The organism is Clostridium autoethanogenum DSM 10061 (assembly GCF_001484725.1).
Classification (GTDB): Bacteria; Bacillota; Clostridia; order Clostridiales; family Clostridiaceae; genus Clostridium_B; species Clostridium_B ljungdahlii.
On sequence record NZ_CP012395.1, the window covers coordinates 1,275,081 to 1,295,907 of the forward strand.

Annotated in this window: 22 protein-coding genes and 1 riboswitch; of the genes, 11 read left to right on the forward strand and 11 right to left on the reverse strand. The window is 30.6% G+C overall.

Annotation, left to right across the window (positions count from 1 at the left end):
* Positions 1-15 precede the first annotated feature (15 nt).
* From CLAU_RS05685 to CLAU_RS05695, 3 genes are read right to left on the reverse strand one after another with little or no spacing between them, the layout of a single operon-like run.
* On the reverse strand, positions 16-1,479 hold the full coding sequence (locus CLAU_RS05685) for a HAMP domain-containing sensor histidine kinase (RefSeq protein ID WP_013239925.1): 1,464 nt from the start codon (positions 1,477-1,479) through the stop codon (positions 16-18).
* Positions 1,469-2,161 carry a response regulator transcription factor gene (locus CLAU_RS05690; protein ID WP_013239926.1) on the reverse strand — a complete coding sequence of 231 codons (693 nt, stop codon included), beginning with the start codon at positions 2,159-2,161 and terminating at the stop codon, positions 1,469-1,471. Before CLAU_RS05690 ends, CLAU_RS05685 begins: the two co-directional genes overlap by 11 nt.
* A 51-nt stretch (positions 2,162-2,212) precedes the next feature.
* The gene (locus CLAU_RS05695) at positions 2,213-3,466 is read right to left on the reverse strand and encodes a membrane protein (protein ID WP_013239927.1); all 1,254 of its coding nucleotides are present in this window, start codon (positions 3,464-3,466) and stop codon (positions 2,213-2,215) included.
* A gap of 177 nt (positions 3,467-3,643) precedes the next feature.
* Between CLAU_RS05695 and CLAU_RS05700 the strand changes: the two genes are divergently transcribed.
* Positions 3,644-4,378, forward strand: coding sequence for a DUF434 domain-containing protein (locus tag CLAU_RS05700; protein ID WP_013239928.1), 735 nt, complete (start codon positions 3,644-3,646; stop codon positions 4,376-4,378).
* On the opposite strand, the gene CLAU_RS05705 is transcribed toward CLAU_RS05700, so the two are convergent.
* The 4 genes from CLAU_RS05705 to CLAU_RS05720 form a co-directional block, all read right to left on the reverse strand.
* Complete coding sequence (locus CLAU_RS05705) at positions 4,373-5,434, reverse strand: ABC transporter permease (RefSeq protein WP_013239929.1); 1,062 nt, start codon at positions 5,432-5,434, stop codon at positions 4,373-4,375. The genes CLAU_RS05700 and CLAU_RS05705 overlap by 6 nt on opposite strands.
* A gap of 4 nt (positions 5,435-5,438) precedes the next feature.
* Entirely contained in the window at positions 5,439-6,176 is a 738-nt protein-coding gene (locus CLAU_RS05710) for an ABC transporter ATP-binding protein (RefSeq protein WP_013239930.1), read from the reverse strand.
* Between the two features lie 17 nt (positions 6,177-6,193).
* Positions 6,194-7,216 (reverse strand): spore photoproduct lyase, encoded by a 1,023-nt coding sequence (gene splB, locus CLAU_RS05715; protein ID WP_023162168.1) that lies wholly within the window; start codon positions 7,214-7,216, stop codon positions 6,194-6,196.
* 211 nt (positions 7,217-7,427) lie between these two features.
* Entirely contained in the window at positions 7,428-7,841 is a 414-nt protein-coding gene (locus CLAU_RS05720; protein WP_013239932.1) for a universal stress protein, read from the reverse strand.
* A 222-nt stretch (positions 7,842-8,063) separates the two neighbouring features.
* A riboswitch (TPP riboswitch) is annotated at positions 8,064-8,165 on the forward strand.
* A 128-nt stretch (positions 8,166-8,293) separates the two neighbouring features.
* Between CLAU_RS05720 and thiD the strand changes: the two genes are divergently transcribed.
* Genes thiD through CLAU_RS05740 form a run of 4 tightly spaced genes read left to right on the forward strand, consistent with a single transcriptional unit; the run spans position 8,294 to position 11,817 of the window.
* Positions 8,294-9,097 carry a bifunctional hydroxymethylpyrimidine kinase/phosphomethylpyrimidine kinase gene (thiD, locus tag CLAU_RS05725; RefSeq protein WP_013239933.1) on the forward strand — a complete coding sequence of 268 codons (804 nt, stop codon included), beginning with the start codon at positions 8,294-8,296 and terminating at the stop codon, positions 9,095-9,097.
* 30 nt (positions 9,098-9,127) lie between these two features.
* A complete protein-coding gene (gene thiM / locus CLAU_RS05730) occupies positions 9,128-9,937 on the forward strand; it encodes a hydroxyethylthiazole kinase (protein ID WP_013239934.1) in 810 nt (269 codons plus the stop codon).
* Complete coding sequence (gene thiE / locus CLAU_RS05735) at positions 9,928-10,539, forward strand: thiamine phosphate synthase (RefSeq protein ID WP_013239935.1); 612 nt, start codon at positions 9,928-9,930, stop codon at positions 10,537-10,539. The genes thiM and thiE overlap by 10 nt, the downstream gene beginning before the upstream one ends.
* A gap of 33 nt (positions 10,540-10,572) precedes the next feature.
* On the forward strand, positions 10,573-11,817 hold the full coding sequence (locus CLAU_RS05740; protein WP_013239936.1) for an HAD-IIA family hydrolase: 1,245 nt from the start codon (positions 10,573-10,575) through the stop codon (positions 11,815-11,817).
* 140 nt (positions 11,818-11,957) lie between these two features.
* Here the strand turns inward: CLAU_RS05740 and CLAU_RS05745 are convergent, their stop codons facing one another.
* The 3 genes from CLAU_RS05745 to CLAU_RS05755 form a co-directional block, all read right to left on the reverse strand.
* Complete coding sequence (locus CLAU_RS05745) at positions 11,958-12,650, reverse strand: LrgB family protein (RefSeq protein WP_013239937.1); 693 nt, start codon at positions 12,648-12,650, stop codon at positions 11,958-11,960.
* Positions 12,647-13,006 carry a CidA/LrgA family protein gene (locus CLAU_RS05750; RefSeq protein ID WP_013239938.1) on the reverse strand — a complete coding sequence of 120 codons (360 nt, stop codon included), beginning with the start codon at positions 13,004-13,006 and terminating at the stop codon, positions 12,647-12,649. The genes CLAU_RS05745 and CLAU_RS05750 overlap by 4 nt, the downstream gene beginning before the upstream one ends.
* A 177-nt stretch (positions 13,007-13,183) precedes the next feature.
* Positions 13,184-14,554 carry an MATE family efflux transporter gene (locus CLAU_RS05755; protein WP_013239939.1) on the reverse strand — a complete coding sequence of 457 codons (1,371 nt, stop codon included), beginning with the start codon at positions 14,552-14,554 and terminating at the stop codon, positions 13,184-13,186.
* Between the two features lie 399 nt (positions 14,555-14,953).
* On the opposite strand from CLAU_RS05755, the gene CLAU_RS05760 reads away from it, so the two are divergent.
* From CLAU_RS05760 to CLAU_RS05775, 5 genes are all read left to right on the forward strand, one after another.
* Positions 14,954-15,388, forward strand: coding sequence for a MarR family winged helix-turn-helix transcriptional regulator (locus tag CLAU_RS05760; RefSeq protein WP_242825683.1), 435 nt, complete (start codon positions 14,954-14,956; stop codon positions 15,386-15,388).
* A gap of 338 nt (positions 15,389-15,726) precedes the next feature.
* Positions 15,727-16,695 (forward strand): LysR family transcriptional regulator, encoded by a 969-nt coding sequence (locus tag CLAU_RS05765; RefSeq protein ID WP_406541669.1) that lies wholly within the window; start codon positions 15,727-15,729, stop codon positions 16,693-16,695.
* Positions 16,696-16,955: 260 nt separating this feature from the next.
* Positions 16,956-17,093 carry a winged helix-turn-helix transcriptional regulator gene (locus CLAU_RS19960; protein WP_242825684.1) on the forward strand — a complete coding sequence of 46 codons (138 nt, stop codon included), beginning with the start codon at positions 16,956-16,958 and terminating at the stop codon, positions 17,091-17,093.
* 89 nt (positions 17,094-17,182) lie between these two features.
* Positions 17,183-17,989 carry an amino acid ABC transporter substrate-binding protein gene (locus CLAU_RS05770; protein ID WP_013239942.1) on the forward strand — a complete coding sequence of 269 codons (807 nt, stop codon included), beginning with the start codon at positions 17,183-17,185 and terminating at the stop codon, positions 17,987-17,989.
* Positions 17,990-18,009: 20 nt separating this feature from the next.
* The gene (locus tag CLAU_RS05775; protein ID WP_013239943.1) at positions 18,010-18,648 is read left to right on the forward strand and encodes an amino acid ABC transporter permease; all 639 of its coding nucleotides are present in this window, start codon (positions 18,010-18,012) and stop codon (positions 18,646-18,648) included.
* An 18-nt stretch (positions 18,649-18,666) separates the two neighbouring features.
* Here CLAU_RS05775 and CLAU_RS21315 read toward each other — a convergent pair whose 3' ends face one another.
* On the reverse strand, positions 18,667-18,789 hold the full coding sequence (locus CLAU_RS21315; protein ID WP_023162169.1) for a hypothetical protein: 123 nt from the start codon (positions 18,787-18,789) through the stop codon (positions 18,667-18,669).
* 193 nt (positions 18,790-18,982) lie between these two features.
* Here CLAU_RS21315 and CLAU_RS05780 point away from each other — a divergent pair, with 193 nt between their 5' ends.
* On the forward strand, positions 18,983-20,695 hold the full coding sequence (locus tag CLAU_RS05780; protein ID WP_013239944.1) for a methyl-accepting chemotaxis protein: 1,713 nt from the start codon (positions 18,983-18,985) through the stop codon (positions 20,693-20,695).
* The last annotated feature ends 132 nt before the right edge of the window (positions 20,696-20,827 follow it).

Here is a 20,827-nt window from a genome sequence, read left to right on the forward strand (position 1 = left end):
AAACCTTTTCCTATATTATATATTAGCCTTTGATGTAAATCCTGTCTTTTTTTGCTCATTTATCCCATCGGTACCATTGCTAACAGTAAGTTTAGATGAATTATTCTTTAACTTAATATACATTTTAAAAATATTATCATTTTCTTCCGCCCAAACTTCTCCACCGTGCAGATCCACAATATTTTTAACTATGGCAAGCCCTAAACCAGAGTTGTTTTTATGAGAATTTCTAGACTTATCCCCCATATAGAATCTATCAAATATTTTATTCATATCTTCAGAGGACAACTCTCTACTTGATAAGTTTTGGAAACTAATTATAGTGTCATTTACATTATGGACAATATCTATATAGACTTCACTATTTTTTACACTGTACTTTATAGCATTTGATAAAATATTTTGAAATACCCTGCTGATGAGATATGGATCAATATTTAAATTCAACTTTGTAATACTATACTTTTTTACAAAACTTATTTGAGACTTGCTGGCAATTATAGAAAGCTCCCCTATGATTTGTTCTATAATTTCAATTATATTAACATTACATATTTCAAGACTTATTGCTCCACTTTCCAGTTTTGAATATTCAAATAAGTTCTCTATTAAAACTTTTAGTTTTTCCGCTCTCTCCATAGATTTTTTGCTGTATACCTCCTTATCTTCTATAGAAACATTCTTATCATTTATCAAATACAAATACCCCATTAATGAGGCAAGAGGTGTCCTCAAATCGTGTGATATATTGGTTATAAGCTCATCTTTAAACTTTTGGACAGACTTTTCACGATTTATCATATTATTTAAATTAAGTGACATGCTATTTATCTCATCTGCCAACGTTCCAAGTTCATCTGTGCCCTTTTTCTCCAACCTATAATTTAAATCCTCATGGGAAATTTTCACTATTCCATTACAGATGTACTTTATATACCTGGTCTTTCTATATGAAACTAAATATACAACTGCCAGTGAAATAATTATTGGAATTAGTATCATTGACGTATACCTAAAAATATTATGATACATACCTGTGCCTTTCCATGTAACAAGTATGTATTTAGTACCTGATATATTTATATTATACACCTGATATACTACATCTCCATCCCTTGGAGTAGTAGTAAGTATAATATTTTTTATATTATTCAGATCAATATACTTGCCTTCTACTTCACTTGATTTAAAAATTATACAGCCTTTGGTATCTGTAATAGCTATATTTACATTGTTTTCGTCAGCCAAATTATTTATATAACTTTGAACTTCAGTATTTGTAGATTGCACATATCTATTTACCTGAACATAAATGTCATTTGATGCATTTTCAATATTTTGAGGGTTATTTGTATCCTGCATTATAACACTAAGAGCACTAGTTATACCAATTATAAGTATAACAAAGCTAAGTATATTTATAATCAAAAATTCCCTTGATATGCTCTTAAATGCAAGCTTCTTTATTTTATTTATCAATTTTATAACCTACCCCCCAAACAACTTTTATATATTTGGGGTCCTTTGAATTTATTTCTATCTTTTCTCTTATATTTCTTATATGTACTGCAACTGTATTTTTAGCATTGTAAAAAGGTTCTTTCCAAACACTTTCATAAATACTTTCCGTGCTTAAAACCCTTCCCCTATTATTTGCAAGTACTTCCAAGATTGAAAATTCAATTGGTGTAAGTTCTATTAACTTTTCTCCAATAAATACTTCTCTAGATGCTGTATTTATTATCATATCATCTATAACAATTTCTTCTTTACTTTGTGGTCTTTCCATATTGAATTGAGAATACCTTCTAATTTGTGATTTGACTCTGGCAACTAGCTCCAGCGGATTAAAAGGCTTAGTAACATAATCATCTGCTCCAACATTTAATCCTAATATCTTGCTGCTTGAATCATCTTTAGCTGAAAGCATTATTATAGGTATTTTTTCTTTTTTTCTAATTTCAAGACATGCATGTATACCATCTAAGTTTGGCATCATTATATCGAGTATTATTAAATCTATATTATTTTTTTCAAGCTTGTCCATTGCTATTAAACCATCTTGGGCAGTAATCACATTGAAGTTATCATTTTTTAGATAAATTTCTATTATATCTAAAATATCCTTATCATCATCCACTACTAGTATAGTACTATCCATAAAAAATATCTCCTCTTAATGCTATATAAACTATTTTTATTATACACCACTTTAGTTGCCTAAACTTTTGCTTTTTTTAACAAATGGTATACTTATTTTCTCTCCAAAATATGAGAAAAAATAAACAACTATAAATATAGATGGAAATGAATAACGCGGCTGTCCCTCTGTTATAAAGTAAACACAAGAAAACATGTAAAAGCAAATTAAATTATATAGAGAGTATGAATCAATTTCTCTTTTTTTAATCAAATTTCTAATTACTTTTACACTGTACAAAGGCATTAAAATTATTGCGGGAATAAATATTACATACCTTGCTATATAAGTATAAACTGCAAATAATATTTTAAAGAACAAATTTAAATTTGTTCCATTTAAACTGTAAAATAAATCACCTCCATCAAGATAGGTCTTAAATAATCTTGTAAAACCTAACTTTACAAAGGATAATGGATGACTTAATATCCATTTTTTAGCTGCTTTAGACAGCATTTTATTTTTTTCTGTAGCATTTGCATTTATGTATTCTTTAGTATTGACAATAGAATTCTCAACATTTTTAGCATCCATCCAAACACCAGATTTATTTTGAGAATTGTTATTTATATAAAGTACTATTCCAGAGTTGTTTGATATAGATGTAAACTCACCAATTAACTTAGTATTTCTATATATCCATGGAGATATAGAAACACAGCTAACTATGAGTACTACAGCTGTATGTTTTAAAACATCTTTAAATTTCATCCTTAAACATATCTCCAATATGAATATAGCAAAAAAGAACACCATAAAAAATGGTTTTACCATAGCATCAGCAGCTGTTAAAATACCAATTATTACATATTTGTACTTAATATCGTAAAAATATATTAGTGTTATAAAAAGTAATACAGTGGTAAATAATATTTCCGTTGCCAAAACACTGTTATAGAAAATATTGCTTGGGAAAAATACAAATAACCCATAAATAATTTTACGCCTTTTCTCATTTAAATTTGCTTTTTGTAGTATAATATAAAACATTCCATAATTTAAAAATGTCAAAACCAAATTAAAAACTTTTGCTGAAGCTAAGCTGTTCCCAAAGATTTTATATATAAATCCAAGAACAATGGAATACCCGACAGAGGTATAAGTATCTCCCCATTGACCGCCACTTGCCACTTGATTTGCAATCCTATTGTAGTATGCAAAATCTGAAAATGGCTGGGTATTTACTAAAATAACCCACAATATGCTAATTAACATTGCTGCAAGTGTCATGTTTCTGTAATATCTGCTCATATGTATATCTTCCATTATAATCCTCCTGTACTGAATGCATACAAATTTTTGAATTAAATTCTAATTTATACACATAAATAAATTATCTGTAATTCTTAACTTTCAATTTGATTTTACAAGATATTTTTTAAGAATTGCCTATTAATTTTATGAAGATTTTATGAAGATTAATCTCAAAAGGAGGTTTTAAAAATGAACTATAATTTGAGAACAGTTAGGAGAGGAAGTGATCCCAGTGACAATAGATGGTTTTCAAAAGAATCCGTTTTGAAACTTCAAAAAGCACAGGTAGAAGTATCCTGGTTACTTGATAGAGGTTACAAAATGCATTCAATTATAGAGATGGTAGGTAATCATTACCAGTTTTCACTAAGACAGAGAAATGCTCTTCAGCGTTCAACCTCTTCTAAAGTAAGCTGCGAAAAAAGGAAATCAAAATGTCTGCCTTTTTCATGCATATCTGAGGACTGCATATACATAGACGGATTTAACCTTATAATAACTTTAGAAGTTGCCCTTTCAAAAGGAATATTAATATTATGCAGTGATAGTACCATAAGGGATATAGCAGGACTTAGGGGAACTTATAGTATTGTAGATAAAACCCACCTAGCCTTAAATTTAATTGGCCAGGAATTTATCACTTTAGGTATACCAAAGGTTAAATTTTTTCTTGATTCTGGAGTTTCAAATTCGGGCAGACTTAAAAATTTTATACTTGAACATTCAATTAAATGGAATATTCCTGTTGAAATAGAATTAATACCAAATGCAGACCCTCTTCTCTCCAAAATGGGCAGAATTGTAACAAGTGACTCCATAGTCCTTGACAGCTGTTTAAGTTGGTTTAATATAGCAAGAAAAATAATAGAAGACTATGTACCTGATGCTAACATAATAAATTTAAGTAGAGCAATTTCTTTATAACCGTCTGTATTTTTTTAGTGCCAATGAGTTTAATACTATAAACAATAGTGCATAACCAAAAAGTATTAAGATATCCATATAAACTTTCGAAAGTCCATACCCTCTAAGCACAATTCCCTTTAGGGCATCTGCACCATATGTTAGTGGAAATATTTTAGAAAGTATATTTACCCATATTGGCGTTTCTCTAAGGGGAAATAATCCACAAAACAATATTTGAGGTACTATGACTATAGGAATAAATTGAAATAATTGAAATTCATTTTTAGCAAATGCAGAAAGTAAAGTTCCAAGAGTCAATGATCCTGCTGCCAGCAGCACATTTACAAGTAAAACTAAAATTGGACTTCCTTTTATGATAATGCCAAGACCATATACCATAAACAGTTGAATCACTAGAGTTTGAAACATAACAAATATACCAAACCCTAAAAAGTATCCTAATACAATTTCTATTCTCTTAACAGGTGTTGCCATAAGTCTATCCAATGTACCGCTAATTCTTTCCCTTAAGAAAGATACCCCTGCCATAAGAAATACAAAAAAGAATATAAAAAATCCCATCATCAGCGGAGCAACCGTATCAAAAGTTGTCATATTCTCAGAACCGTTTATATATTTATACTCACTATCAATCATTCTAAAACCCAGCTGCTTCAGCATTGGATTTGATGCAATACTAGTATGCATATATTGGTTAAAAGCTTTTGAAACTGCTTTTTTAACTGAATTTGAAACTGCCATATCACTTCCTTCAACAGTCACTATAATTTTATCATTTTCAAATTTAACTAGTCCATCTATAACATTATTTTTTACTCTGTCAAGAGCCTTATTTTCATCTTTAACCTCCACTATATTTGTCTCATTTTTAAGTGATTCCATAAGTGTTTGTGGTAAATTTATTCCTTCTAAATTGGGCTTATCTATACCTGAATTCAACATTATACTTAGCAAATACAGAACAAATATTGGTGCCACAAATAATAATGCAAGAGATCGTCTATCTCCTAAGATTTGTTTTATAACTCTTTTTGCTACAGAAAAAGTATTCATATAACTACACCTCTTCCTTTAAAGAACTAAAGTATAGAAAAGCATCTTCAATAGTTTTTCCACCAGAACTTTTTATTACTTTATCTGGACTTCCTTCTGCTATTACAATTCCATTTCTTATTAGAAAAAGTCTATCACACTTATATGCTTCATCCATTACATGTGTAGTTATAATTATAGTTCCCTTATCTCGTTTTATTTTATAAAATTCATCCCAGAATTTTTTCCTAAGAACAGGATCTATGCCAACTGTAGGTTCATCTAAAATGAGCAATCTAGGTCTGTGTACTAGTGCTATAGCCAATGATAATCTCCTCTTCATTCCACCTGAAAAGTTTTTAACTGGATACTTATACTGCTCTTCCAAATTAACAAGTTTTAAAACATCCTTAGCTCTTTTTCTTATAATACTTTTTTTAATATTGTAGAGTTCTCCAAAAAACAATATATTATCAATTGCACTTAAATCATCATACAGTGCATCACTTTGTGCCATATATCCTATTTTTGAAGTTACACCAAGGGACGGCATTTTTTCACCAAGCACTTCAATAAATCCTTTAGATAATTCTTTCATTCCAATAATAGATTTTACAATAGTGGTCTTTCCTGAACCAGAAGGTCCTAAAAGTCCAACTATTTCTCCCCTTTTTATATCCATATTAATGCTTCTTAATACAACTTTTTTATCATATCTAACTTCTGCATCCTTTATTTTAACTACATTTTCTAATTCCTGCACGATTAAAATTCTCCTGTTTATATAATGTATTTTATATCTTCTTTTGAGAATCTACTTGAAAGTTCTCTTTCAAAAAAGGTTTTAATTTCTTCCACTTGCTCTTTCGTGTACAAAAATTTACCGTATCCAAATTGACCATACTTGAATTTTCTTTCACTATCCTCCATTGGCAGCGTCGTTTTAGGAAATACCTGTAGTATGATATTTTTAGCTTTAGTTGTATATCTATGCGATATGACTTCAAATCCAATAGGATTCTTTAAATTTTTAGGCATTCTATCATATAACATGTCTAAAACTTTTTCATATTCCTGCTTCCAATTTTCATATATGAATACAGGTGCTATTATAAAACCTATAGGGTAACCTGCTTCAGCAAGTTTAAAAGCAGATTCTATTCTTTTTTCTATTGAAGCTGTATAATGCTCATATTGTTTTATTATCTTATCTGTATTTAAACTAAATCTTATTTCCGTATGACCATTATGATTTATGTTTAAAAATCCATCTATATCATTGTACTTTGTTACGAATCTAAATCTTGCAAGCTTTTGATCTCCAAAGTATTCTATACTCTTTTTAAGTGAATTGGTATAAGGCTCCACAGGAACTGGATCGGAGGTTGCAGCACCTTCAAATACAGTTATTTCAGGATTTCTTTCATCTATATATTTTTGAGCCTGTTTTAAGATGTCATCAACATTGACATGAACTCTCACAAAAGGTTTTTCCCCTAATTGTGTATTTAAATAGCAGTACTCACACTGTCCAATACATCCACTAACTAAGGGCATTTGATAATGTTCCGAAGGCTTACAACTTTGAAATTTCAAGCTTTTTTTTACACCCACAACTAAAGTTTTTTTACCTTCCCTGTACTTTTCATATATATCTTTTCCTGGCACAGCTGACATAATTCTATTTGAAGACAATTTTATTATCTCAACCTTGTCATCATTTTTAAATCTATTATATATCTCATTTCCCAGAGAATATTCTAGGGTACCTTTTTCAAAAATAACTCTATGTGGAACAAACATTAATTACACACCTTCCTGATATAGAGTTTCTAAACAAAACTCAACTTATACCTCAAGCAATTCATAGGATGCTCATTAAAGTATGTGAAAAAATCAATAAAAATATTCTAAATAAAATCATCTATAATTCCAAGTCCCAGACAAATATTTTAATATGCAGATAAAAATAGCCATAATGCTTGTACAACATTATGGCTATTTTAAACCATTTTTATTCTGGAACAATCATAACTAAAACCTGTGAATTTTTTAATACTTTACTTGTTACAGATCCGATCATTCTAGCCAAACCCTTTTTATTAGATTTAGTCATAATTATCATATCAAATTCATCACAATTTGCCTTTTTCAGTATTTCATCTGCTACACGTCCAAAAACACAATATTTTTCAGGTTTATATTCTTGAATCTTTCTTTCAGCTCTATCTAAGATGTTTTCACCTTTTTTCCTTGCCATATCTACCATGCTATTTGATACACCCGTTTCATTTACTATAACTATTTCAGATACATACATAAGAGTTAACTGTACTTCATCTCTGGAAAACAATTTTTTTAAACAGTCAAGTGAATGCATACTTCTCTCTGTTTCATCTAATGGGACTAAAATTCTTTTCTTTTCCATATCAACACATCCTATCATTTTTATTAATTTGTTTTGTAACAAAAATCTTCAATTAATGCCATTATATCACACGTACTGCAAAAACTTTTATTTGGCTGCTATTGCTAACACCCTCCCACATTCCATTTATGTACATATGGGGAGACTTAGTCAATGAAGTAAATATTAAAATTTCATATTGCAAATTTTTATCACTGTAGTAAAATTAATGTATAAAACTTAATACTTTTGTGGGGGTGCTGCAAGGCTGAGAAGAGATCTTTCTCTAACCCTTTGAACCTGATCCAGATAAAACTGGCGTAGGGAAGCAACTTACATATTTTTGATTTTAAAGGTATATGCTTTTCTGCATATACCTTTTATTTTGACCTGATGGCTGCCTACTGTAATACTCCCACTAAGTAAAATTCAATTGATATTAATTTTAAAGTTACTAAATTAGGGGGGTAAAAATGAAAAAGGTATTAACAATTGCAGGTTCTGACAGCTGTGGTGGAGCTGGTATACAAGCTGATTTAAAAACTATGAGTGCCCTTGGCGTATATGGTATGAGTGTCATAACTGCTGTTACAGCTCAAAATAGCATAGGAGTACAGGACGTAATGGATGTAACTCCTGAAATTGTAGAAGCACAAATAAGATCTATATTTGATGACATACAAGTAGATGCAGTAAAAATTGGTATGGTTTCAAACAGCAAAACCATATCTGTAATAAAGAGGCTTTTAATAGAATACAAAACTAAAAACATAGTAATTGATCCTGTAATGGTATCAAAAAGTGGTTACTTTCTCTTAAAACCTGAAGCACAAACAGCTATAAAAGATCTGACAAGCATTGCAGACGTCGTAACTCCAAATATTCCAGAAGCTGAAGTTCTGACAGAAATGAAAATAAAAAGTAGCAGCGACATGGAAAAAGCAGCTTTTAGCATAAAAGAGCTAGGTGCTAAAAACGTGCTTGTAAAAGGAGGCCACAGATGCAATGATGCCAACGACGTTCTTCTTTATGAAAACAAAATATTAAACATAGACGGTCATAGAATAGATACTAAAAACACTCATGGAACAGGATGTACCTTATCTTCTGCCATAGCCTCCTTCTTGGCTAAAGGTGAAAGTACTGACAAATCCGTATATCTTGCAAAGCAATATATAACTAAGGCTATAGAAAATTCCTTTTCCATAGGAAGTGGCGTTGGTCCCGTGGGACATTTCATTGAATTATATAAAAAAGCTGATGTAGATTTCAAATAAACAGATTTCTAATATAAAGGAGTATGAAAAATGGATAATTTAAACTTAGACAGTGTGTCAAAAGTATTAACACAGGTAAGAAATAAAGTACCTCTTGTAGATTGTATTACAAACAGTGTCACTATAAATGACTGTGCAAACATTCTATTATCTTATGGAGCTTCTCCTGCCATGTGTGAAGCTTATGATGAAGTTTTTGATTTTGTAAAAATATCTTCTGCCCTATATATAAATTTAGGAACCCTCACAAAAGAACAGGAAGCTGCAGTAATCCTAGCAAGTACCTCTGCAAAAATCCACAATATACCTGTAATACTTGACCCTGTAGCTTGTGCTGCTATACCAAGGAAAGCTCAAGTTATAAATAGAATTATGCAAGTTGGTAAAGTAGATGTTATAAAAGGAAATGTAGGTGAAATTAAATTTCTTGCAGGACAATCTTCTAACGTAAGAGGAGTAGATTCCTTAGATAATGGAGAAGGAGCCTTGGATTCAGCTGTAGCTTTAGCCAAAAAGTACAACTGTGTAGTTGCTGCAACTGGCAAAGAAGATTTTATAACAGACGGTAAAAATAGTGTTGTAATTCAAAACGGGGTGGAAATGTTAACTAAAATAACTGGTTCGGGCTGCATGCTTGGAGCATTATGTGGTGCTGCCATAGGTGCCTATGAGGATAAATTTATAGCTACTGTAAGTGCTATATTTTCAATGAATATAGCTGGTGAAGAAGCCTATAAAGCAGCAAAAGCTCCTGGAACTTTTAGAGTTAAACTAATAGATTCTATATATGAATTAACTGAAGAAAAATTAAAGAAAGGAGGTAAAATAACTTGGAAGTAGATTATAGTTTATATCTTGTTACAGATAGAAGTTTTTTAAAAGACAAGTCTCTGCAGCAAGCCGTAGAGGAATCAATTTTAGGTGGAGTAACTCTTGTCCAACTTAGAGAAAAAGATGCGTCCACAAGAGAATTTTATGAAATTGCTAAGGAAGTTAAAAAAGTAACTGATCACTATAAAGTTCCTTTTTTAATAAATGACAGACTTGATATAGCCCAAGCTGTAGATGCAGATGGAGTTCACCTTGGTCAAAGCGATATGCCTATAAACACAGCTAGAAAAATATTAGGTAAGGATAAAATAATTGGAATATCTGCAGGCAATGTGGATGAAGCCTTAGAGGCAGAAAAAAATGGTGCAGATTACATTGGAATAGGTACAATTTTTTTCACAGGAACTAAAAAAGATATAGATACTCCTATAGGTATAGAAGGTCTCCGTAAAATATACAGTAGTATAAATATACCTGCTGTTGCCATAGGTGGAGTTAATGAAACTAACTTTAAAGAGGTATTTTCAACTGGAGTTGATGGTATTTCAGTTATATCTGCTATTTTAGGCAAAAGCGATATAACAGCTGCTAGTAAGGCTCTTTGCAAATAACTTTATAGGAATAAAATTTAAGGAGCGAATAATATGATATTTGATGCATTTGATGCATTTCTATTTGATTTAGATGGAGTAATTTATATAGGAAATAAGCCTCTTCCAGAAGCAGTAGAATCTCTTGAAATACTTCGTAAAAATCAGAAAGCAATTCGATTTTTAACAAATAATCCATGCACAACTCGTAAAAAAATAGCAAAACGATTAAATGCACTTGGAATAGAAGCAAATAGTAATGAAGTGATTACATCAGGCTGGGTGACCGCTCAGTATTTACAAAATAAGAATATAAATAATGTATTTGTTCTTGGTGATGAAAACTTAAAATGGGAATGTCATCAGGTAGGCATTAATACTAATGATATAGCTGATGCAGAAGCAGTTGTTATAGGTTGGGATGATGATTTACGCTTCCATGATATTAAAAAAGCAGTGCAATTAATTAATAACGGTGCAAAATTTATAGGCACAAACAGTGATAATAATTTTCCAAGTACAGATGGTCCATCACCTGCAGTTGGGTCAATTGTGAAAGCTGTTCAAGTAGCAGTAGAGAAAAAACCTTTAATTATAGGAAAGCCACATTCATATATGTTTAAAAAAGCTCTAGATAATTTAAAAACATCATCTAAAGTAGTAATGATAGGTGATAATCCCTATACAGATATTTTAGGGGCGCATCAGGCAGGAATATCAGCTATTTTAGTATCAAGTGAAAAAACAAACAAATTTCCATCTGCTAGGGATTTTCATAATGCTGATGCTACTATTGCAAACCTAAAAGGTTTATTTGACAATAATGTAACCATAAAAAAATGGAGTTCTCCTCATTTTCCATGGCCTAACGATGGTGTTAAGGCAGGAGTTGCCGGTATTATATTTGATAAATCTCAAAGGGTTCTTTTGATGAAACGTACTGACAATGGATTATGGGGAATCCCTTCAGGTCATGTTGAACCTGGAGAAACTGTAGAAGAAGCAATTATAAGAGAAATTAATGAAGAGACTGGTTTAAAAGTTAAAGTAAATCGATTAATTGGCATATATTCTGATCCTGTTTCACAAGTTTTTTCATATCCAAGTGGAAAAGTTAATCATTTTATTACAACTTGTTTTGAATGTGAAGTTGTAGGTGGTAAATTAATTAAAGAAGGAGAAGAAACCTTAGATGTAGATTACTTCGATTTTAATTATTTACCAAAAAATCTTTTACCAATGCATCCAAGATGGCTTAAAGATGCCTTAGAAAAAGAAAGAGTTTCATATATACGTTAATTAATGTTCTATACTCTATGTTAAAAAAATATATAAGGTACTTTATACTAAAGATGCAATTAAAAGCCTAAATATCATGCCAAAAGTACCATTTTTTAAAGGTATTTTTGACATGCTCATGTTTTTTATATGTATCATCTCTACATGAAATTAGCAAATATTGATGCACCAATTACTGTTAGCAAACCAGATACTACTATAGCCACACTACTCATGGCTCCTTCAACTTTTCCCATTTCCATTGCTTTTGATGTTCCAATAGCATGAGAAGCAGTTCCAATAGCAATTCCTTGGGCAATTGGTTCATTAATGCGAAATATCTTGCAAACTACTTCAGCAAGCATGCTTCCAAATATTCCTGTAATAATAATAACTGCTACTGTAATTGTTACATTTCCACCTAACTCCTCTGAAATACCCATACCAATTGCAGTAGTAATAGACTTTGGTAATAATGTTACATACTGTTCATGTGTAAATCGGAAAAGCATGGAAAACAAATATATACTCCCAAGACTTGATATTACTCCTGATAAAACTCCTACCATAATAGCTTTTATATTGCTTTTTAGTAATTCAAGTTGTTGATATAGTGGTATTGCCAGACATACCGTAGCGGGAGTTAACAAATAACTCAAATATTTTGCTTCATCATTATAACTTTTATAGTCTACTTTAAAAATAACTAAAATAGCCATTACAAATACAATCGAAATAAGTAATGGATTTAAAATTGGCTTACGAAACTTTTGATAAAGAAATAATCCTATTTCATACCCAATAATACTAACCAATACTCCAAAAAATGCCGAACTGCATAATAATTCTTTCAACTTTTGCTCCTTCTCTCAACTCTAATCATAAGCTGTGTAACTTTTCCTGCGATTACCATCACAATTACTGTAATTAATATCGTACTGACGATAACGGGAATACATATATCCTTTAGTGCTTTCCATGAAACTAATAAACCAGCCGCGGCAGGTATAAACATTAGCGGCATAATTTCTATTAAAAAATTTCCAGTTTCTTTTACTTCTTCAATGGGAATTATATTTTTCTTTAATGCAAAAAGCATAAGAATCAAACCATATATGCTTGCAGGAATAGGTAAAGGAATGATATATTTTAACACCTCTCCAATAAAGGTAACTGTCATAATAATTCCAAATTGCCAAATATACTTCATATAAACACCTCATCTAAATTGGTAATGACAATTCAGAATTGTACAACCTCTAACTTTCCATGTCAAGCAAATTTTAAAAATGGTACTAAAAAAAATATTTCACTAAATACACAGCACTTCTTGTAGTTCAAATTACAACTTTCAATTTGTAATCAAAATAAATTTAAATTTTGTACACTAATTCAAATATTCTTTTTGATTCATAAAATTATTCAATTTCTTGTTTACCCCAAGCATAAATAGTGCTGTTAAAATAACAGTTAGTAAATCTGCTGCAGGCTGTGCCCAAATTACGCCTTCAATCCCCAAAAATTGCGGCATAACCAAAATAGCCGGGATAAAAAACATTCCTTGACGGCTAATACTGAGAATTCCGCCTTCTTTTCCCATTCCAAGAGCAAGAAATAAGCACATATATACCTGTTCAAATCCAAACAAAATAAATATAATTCCATTTGCCCTAAGTGCCCTGCCTCCTATATTAATGAGCACTGCATCATTTTTAGAAAACAGTGACACGATCTGATCAGGAACCATAATCAGAATAAGTGCAATTACAGTACAGAATATCGTTGCCCACTTAAGTGATACTTTTGTGGCTTCATTTAACCGATCATAGTTTTTTGCACCATAATTGTATCCTGCAACCGGCTGATAGCCCTTCATAAATCCAAACACAACATAGCTTCCAAGTGCCATAATACGAGTTACCACTCCGATGGCTGCTACCGCTGAATCACCATAACTTCTTGCAGCAGTATTGGAAAGTCCCATTGAAGCACTTGATAGAAGTTGATAGACCAAAATTGGAATTCCCACTTTAAAAATTTGAATAAAAATCGTACTATCAAATCTAAAGTTGTATATAGAAAACCTCAGACTACCTTTTTTATTTAACATATACCAGATATATAAAATAGAAGCTAAAGCTTGTGATATAACAGTTGAGATAGCTGACCCCTTGATTCCAAAACCTAAAGAATATATTAAGATTGGGTTTAATATAATATTAAAAATACCACTGAGCAGCATAGAAGTCATTGTTAGTTTTGCCATTCCCTCAGATGTTACAATATTGTTCATAGTTACACTAAATATATTTAAAATTGAACCTGTAATGTATATAACTGCAAATTCTCTTGCATAGGGTAATATTGTTTTTGTAGCTCCAAGACCTATCAATATATTATCAAGAAAACACAGAGATACAGCTATGGAAATAATACCCACAATTAAACTGGAAACCAGTGCAGTAGAAGCTGTTTCATTTGCCTTAATTTCATTTTCCTCACCAAGAAGCCTGGAAATATAAGATGCAGCGCCATTACCAAATGTCATACCAAGTCCTACTATAACCTGCGCAATAGGAAATGTAATGGACACCGCCCCCATCTGGCTGGTTCCAAGGCCACCCACAAAGTAAGCGTCCACAACATTGTAAAGTGCAGAAACCATCATGCCTATCATGGTAGGTATACCCATTTTCAATAATACTTTAGAGATTTTCTCATCACGCATCATTTTAAGTTTTTCATTATTCAAATTCAAAATATCATATCCTTTCTTAAGTGTATATATGCTATACGATATATTTAAAAATATATCGTTGCTTCAATTTGCTGTTAAAGTAGCCAAGATTCAAAATTTAATTTTCATTACTTATAAGTATAGGTACTATACACTTTGTATAAGAAATTCCTTATTAAAAATAATAAAACCTACCCCCTTCATCTTTTCATTTCTCGATTATTTATTAAACAAATTGAAATTTTATATTTTCTATACAGATAGTGTATAGTACGTATACACTATTGTCAAGCAATACTTACCTTTTTTACTTGAAATTTCTCTTTCTTAATTAACCCCTATATTGACAAAAGTGTTTATATGCTATACGCTAATAATATGATGAATTTTAATTTTGATAATAAGTTAGAAATTAGCTACATGCTTTTAAGATTAGGTGTAAAGCTTTCTGAGCTTGATAAACAAACTAATTATTATGGAACAGATACTCCTCTTTTTTACGCTGAAATTCATATGATCAGAGCTATAAAAGAAAATGAAGGTATTCATGTTAGTGGTCTTGCAGAAAAACTGGGAGTGACAAAAGGAGCAGTTTCCCAAATAATCATGAGACTTCAAAAAAAGGGTATGATAATTAAAGAAGTTGATCCTCGTAATTCTTCAAGGTTGAATCTCCGTTTAACACCAAAAGGCGAAACAGCCAATATGTACCATAAAAAAATTCATAATAATTTTGATGACATTGTTAATGATATTTTAAAGGATGCTTCCGATACAGAAAAGTCTTTCTTGAAAAATTTTTTAAATTCTCTTGAAGAAAAGATTGATACTTTTGACAAAAGGAAAAAACAATAAAAAGATTTCTAAGCATGAGGTGGAGCAAAACTCCATCTGATGCTTAGAAATCTGCTTATGTTTTTAATTAGGCTATGTTAAAGAATAGTGTTGATAATGCAATATAAGGGAACTCCTAAAAAAGTTCCTTTAATAATAGTTAGTTTTTTTCATACATCCAAATTATTTTTAACGCAATCATCGCACCAAGTGGTGATTCTATCAATGATCATAGGATAATATACTGACTAATTTTCAATTCTCTTATAAACTTTACTAATAAATTGATATTATTATTTTTTTGATATATAATCAAATTTATATATTTTAGTTAATATATAAATTTCATTTATGCAGAGGTGAAGAAATTGTTTCAAATCATGAATTATGTTTATGAAGTATATAAGTGTGGAAGCTTCTCAAAGGCATCAAAAAACTTGCATATGACGCAACCAGCCTTGAGTATTGCAATTCGTAAACTGGAACAAGAAATTGGTCAACCTTTATTTCAGCGAAAAACATCACCACTTAAGTTAACTGATGCAGGACGCATATATATGGAGAAAGTGGAAAAAATTATATCAATGGAACAAGAATGCACTGATTACTTTCAAAACTTAAATGAGGTCAAAGTTGGAAAAGTTACAATTGGTGGTGCTATTATATCTATGACCTACTTACTTCCTGAACTTATTGTTGGTTTTTTTTATCAATATCCAGGAATTGAAATTGCTGCAAAAGAAGCATCTCTTCCAGTACTTAAAAGTATGCTAGCAGATGGAAACATTGATTTAATTTTAGACACTAATTGGTTTGAAGAAGACATCTTTCAATCCATTCCTTTATTTACAAACCAAGTTTTACTTGCCATACCTTTGAATCTTTCTGTAGATAGAAAAATTTTTGCTTGCGGCATGACATCCGAAGAAATCAGATCAAACAAACATCTTTCTCAGAATCAACCAGCCATTGACCTATATAATATGGGGAATCTTCCTTTTCTTTTGCTAGAGCCAACAAATGAAATTTTCGGAAGGTCAAAGGCAATTTTTAATTATTATCATATTGAACCATTAGTAAAGATGTCATTTAATCAACAGATGACTTCCTTTGAATTTGCTTCAAAGGGGCTTGGAGCCGTTTTTATTTCGGATACCCTTGTCAAGTGTTCCCCTAATGCACAAAATCTTCGCTTTTATAAACTTAACTGCCCCATGCCAAAACGGGAAGTCTCCATTGCCTATAGCAAAAAGATTTATGTTACCAAAGCAACTCAGCGTTTTATTGATTACACTACTGAATTTTATAAAAGGAAAATTAACCATTGAGCTAGTATTACTTTAGTAACTATTTTGTTGAGCCAGTGTTACCCGACTCAACAAAATAGTTACTAAAGTACAAAGAGAGTTTTAATTATACTTCTTGTATTGAGATAATACTCAATACCCCACTATAAATTGAAATTTATAAAAACGCTAACGGATGAAATTTGTGCAAGCGGATTTTTCTGTTGTAGGAATGTTAATACCTTGTTCCTTACCAAGTTGAATACACTTAAGAAGCCATTATCAATCGTGTTCTTTATCCTGTGGTTCCTCCTAAGACAGAATACTCACTTACTGAACTCGGTAAGACATTTGTTTCTATAGTAAAATCTCTTTGTAAATGGGGCGAAGACTACTTCAAATGCAATTACAGCATCATTATTAAACGTAATATTTTATAACTATAATTAATTTACTAGTTTACAAATTTAGCACGGTAAACTATAATATTTATTATAATTAATTTAATATAAATTGGGAGGTCTGTGAAATGAAAAAGAAATTAGGAATTTTAACTTTGGTAATATTTTTGCTTGGAATAATACTTACAGGATGTGGACAAGGCCAGAAATCAAGTGATAAATCCTGGGATGATATAAAATCAAAAGGTCAGTTTGTAGTTGGCCTAGATGATAGTTTTCCTCCAATGGGCTTTAGAGATGAAAAAGGTCAAATCGTAGGATTTGATATAGATATGGCCAAAGCAGCTGCACAAAAAATGGGGGTAAAGGTAGTTTTTAAACCAGTAGAATGGGATGGCATTATACTTAGCTTAAATAACAAAGACATAGATGTTATATGGAATGGTTTGACTATAACTGATAAGAGAAAAAAGCAAATAGCATTTTCAAAAGTATATCTTCAAAATAAGCAAATAATTGTAGTAAGAAATGATTCTAACATAAAGAACAAAAAAGACTTGTCGGGTAAAACAGTAGGTCTTCAAATGGGAAGCAGCAGTGAAACTGCATTGAATTCAGACGCTGCTACAGCAAAATCTCTAAAGAATATTAGAAAATATTCTAACAATACAGAAGCATTACTTGATTTAAACCAGGGTCGTATAGATGCAGTTGTTGTAGATGAAGTAGTAGGAAGATACTATTTACAAAAGAAACCTGGCTTATACAAAATACTTGAAGATAACTTTGGTAAAGAAGACTACGGTGTTGGTATAAGAAAAAGCGATGAAAGCTTTAAAGAAAAACTTGATGAAGCATTAGATTCAATGAAAAAAGATGGAACGGCAAATAAAATATCTCAAAAATGGTTTGGCAAAGATATAATTGCAAAATAATTGGTTAGGATGTGATTTATATGTCTGATATCATGGACATTACAGGATTTATACTAAGTGGAAGCTTAATAACTATACAACTATTTTTTATAACGGCTATTTTTTCTATCCCCTTAGGATGCCTAGTAGCCTTAGGGAAAATATCTAAAATCAAGCCCATAAAGGCTGTACTCAGCTTATACACCTGGGCTTTTAGGGGAACACCTTTACTTTTACAGTTGTTTTTCACCTATTTTGGTCTTCCTGTAATTGGCATAAGATTATCTCCCTTAGCAGCTGCAAGTATTGCTTTTACTATAAATTATGCCGCATACCTGGCAGAAATTTTTAGGTCAGGTATTGAATCAATAGACAAAGGACAATTTGAAGCTTCTAAAGTTCTAGGTATGAATTACTGTCAAACTATGATAAAGATAATAATTCCCCAAGCCATTAGAAATGTAATTCCTCCTGTTTGTAACGAAAGTATCAATTTAATAAAAGATTCTGCTTTAGTTGCAACTATAGGTGTGGGAGATCTTCTAAGGGCAGCAAAAGAAGTAGTTACTCGTGATTTTACAATTACTCCTTTTATAATAGCTGCTATACTATATCTTATTTTAACCTCAGTTTTAGTTATGGCCTTTAGAAAATTAGAAAAAAAATATTCTATTAATTAATATTTAAATCAAGTCCTGCTATTTGGTGCTAACAGGACTTGATTTTTCATTTTCTTTGTTTTCTTTGCTATTTTCCAAACATTCCTGTAAACATTCTTCTATTACTTCCATAGTAATCTCAAACTTATTATTATCCTCCAAATTTGGCCCTCCACATCAATTTAATATCATATTACTATAGTATTAACAATATCAAAAAGTGTTAATACTTATATTTAAATTATATTTATAAAATTTATCTTTATTTTAAGTTTATTTTAAGTTTCATGTTGGAAAATATACTCAACAAAATGTAACACAATAATTTATTGTAACTTAGAAAGGAAGATAAGAAATGAACTTTTTACAAAAATTAAATGTAAAATCCAGACTAATTATATCTTTTATAATCATTTCGATGTTTATTTTCATAGTTGGCATGGTAGGAACATCCAGCATTAAATTAATCAATACAAAAGGTCAAGATATGTATGATAAAAATTTTAAAAGTATTTACCTTCTTACTGATACAAAACAAAATTTAACAAAGATGAGTGCAGATCTTACAAAATTAGTTTATGAAACAAATGCTAATGAAAAAAGCTCTGCAATTAGCGATATGAAAAAAGCTAAAAATACTATAAATCAACATATGCAGGAATATAATAAATTGTCTTTAACATCTTCAGAAAAGAAAGAATGGTCATCTGTTCAAAATCAAGTTAAACAATATATGAGTGTTACTGAAATTGCAACTAATTTTGCAGTTAACTCAGATTATACTCATGCTAAATCAGGAGTTGAAAAAATGTCTACTCTTGAAACAAATACTTTTAAAAGCGTTGACAGCCTTATAAAGAGTACTGTCGAAACCTCAAGGATTACAAACGTTAATAACAATAATGTATCTAACTATGTAAATATATTAAGTATCGCATTATCTTTAATAGGCTTTATATTGTCCATATTAATAGGTTTATTTACAGCTAAATACATAAATGATCCATTATCCAGAATAGTAACTCTAGGCAAAAATCTTTGTAATTATGATTTATCACATGTGTATAATGTAAAAAGAAAAGATGAGTTTGGACAAGCTATTAATGAACTTGATAAAGCTCAAAGAAATGTAAAAGATCTTATATTAAAAATTACAAATAATTCTGAAGAAATAGGCGCCTCAAGTGAAGAGCTTTCAGCATCAGTACAAGAAATAACAGCAAAATTTGAAAGTATAGAAAATGATACTAAAAATATACTAAATGAACTTGAAGAAAATAGTGCTTCTTGTGAAGAAATAAGTGCCTCCGTTCAGGAAGTAGATTCTAGTGTAAATGAATTAGCAAAAAATGCTGATGATAGCAGTAAAGCTTCTATTAATTCAAAAAATAAAGCTGCTAATTTCAAAAAACATATAAATGACTCCTTAATAGAAATAAATAATATATATCATGAAAAACAAGAAAATATAATTAGGGCCATTGAAGATGGAAAAGTAGTAGAAAACATTAATAACATGGCAGATACCATCGCTGCAATTGCAGAGCAAACTAATCTTCTAGCACTTAATGCAGCTATCGAAGCAGCAAGAGCTGGAGAACAGGGAAAAGGATTTGTGGTAGTTTCAGAAGAAGTTAAAAAGTTGGCTGAACAATCCTCAAAAGCAGTGGCAAATATTAAAGATACAATTTCTAAAGTTCAATATGCTTTCAGAAATCTTTCAAATAACAGCAATGATATATTGGACTTTGTACAAAGTAATATAGCTCTAGAATTTAAAAATTTTGAAGAAATGAGCAATGAATATTATAAAGATTCTGAATTTATAAGTTCTATATCTGAAAGGGTAGCTGCAATGTCAGAACAATTAAGTGCAACCACAGATCAAGTAAGCACTGCCATTCAAAGCATGACAGAAAATATATTAAAAACATCTAATAACACTGATTCTATAGAAAAAGGTACTCGTGAATCCTCAATAGGTATAAATCAGATTTCTCTTACGGCACAAAGCCAAGCAGAGATGGCTCAAAACTTAAATGAAATAGTTCAAAAGTTTAAATTATAATCACATACAGTCTCTAGATTGAAAGTTAACTTATACAAATCATGTAATGACAAATTTTAACATCATAAAAACTTTTCGCAAGTCTAAAGCTTAGCATTTTGAAAATCTAAGAACCTTAGCTAAACTCGTACC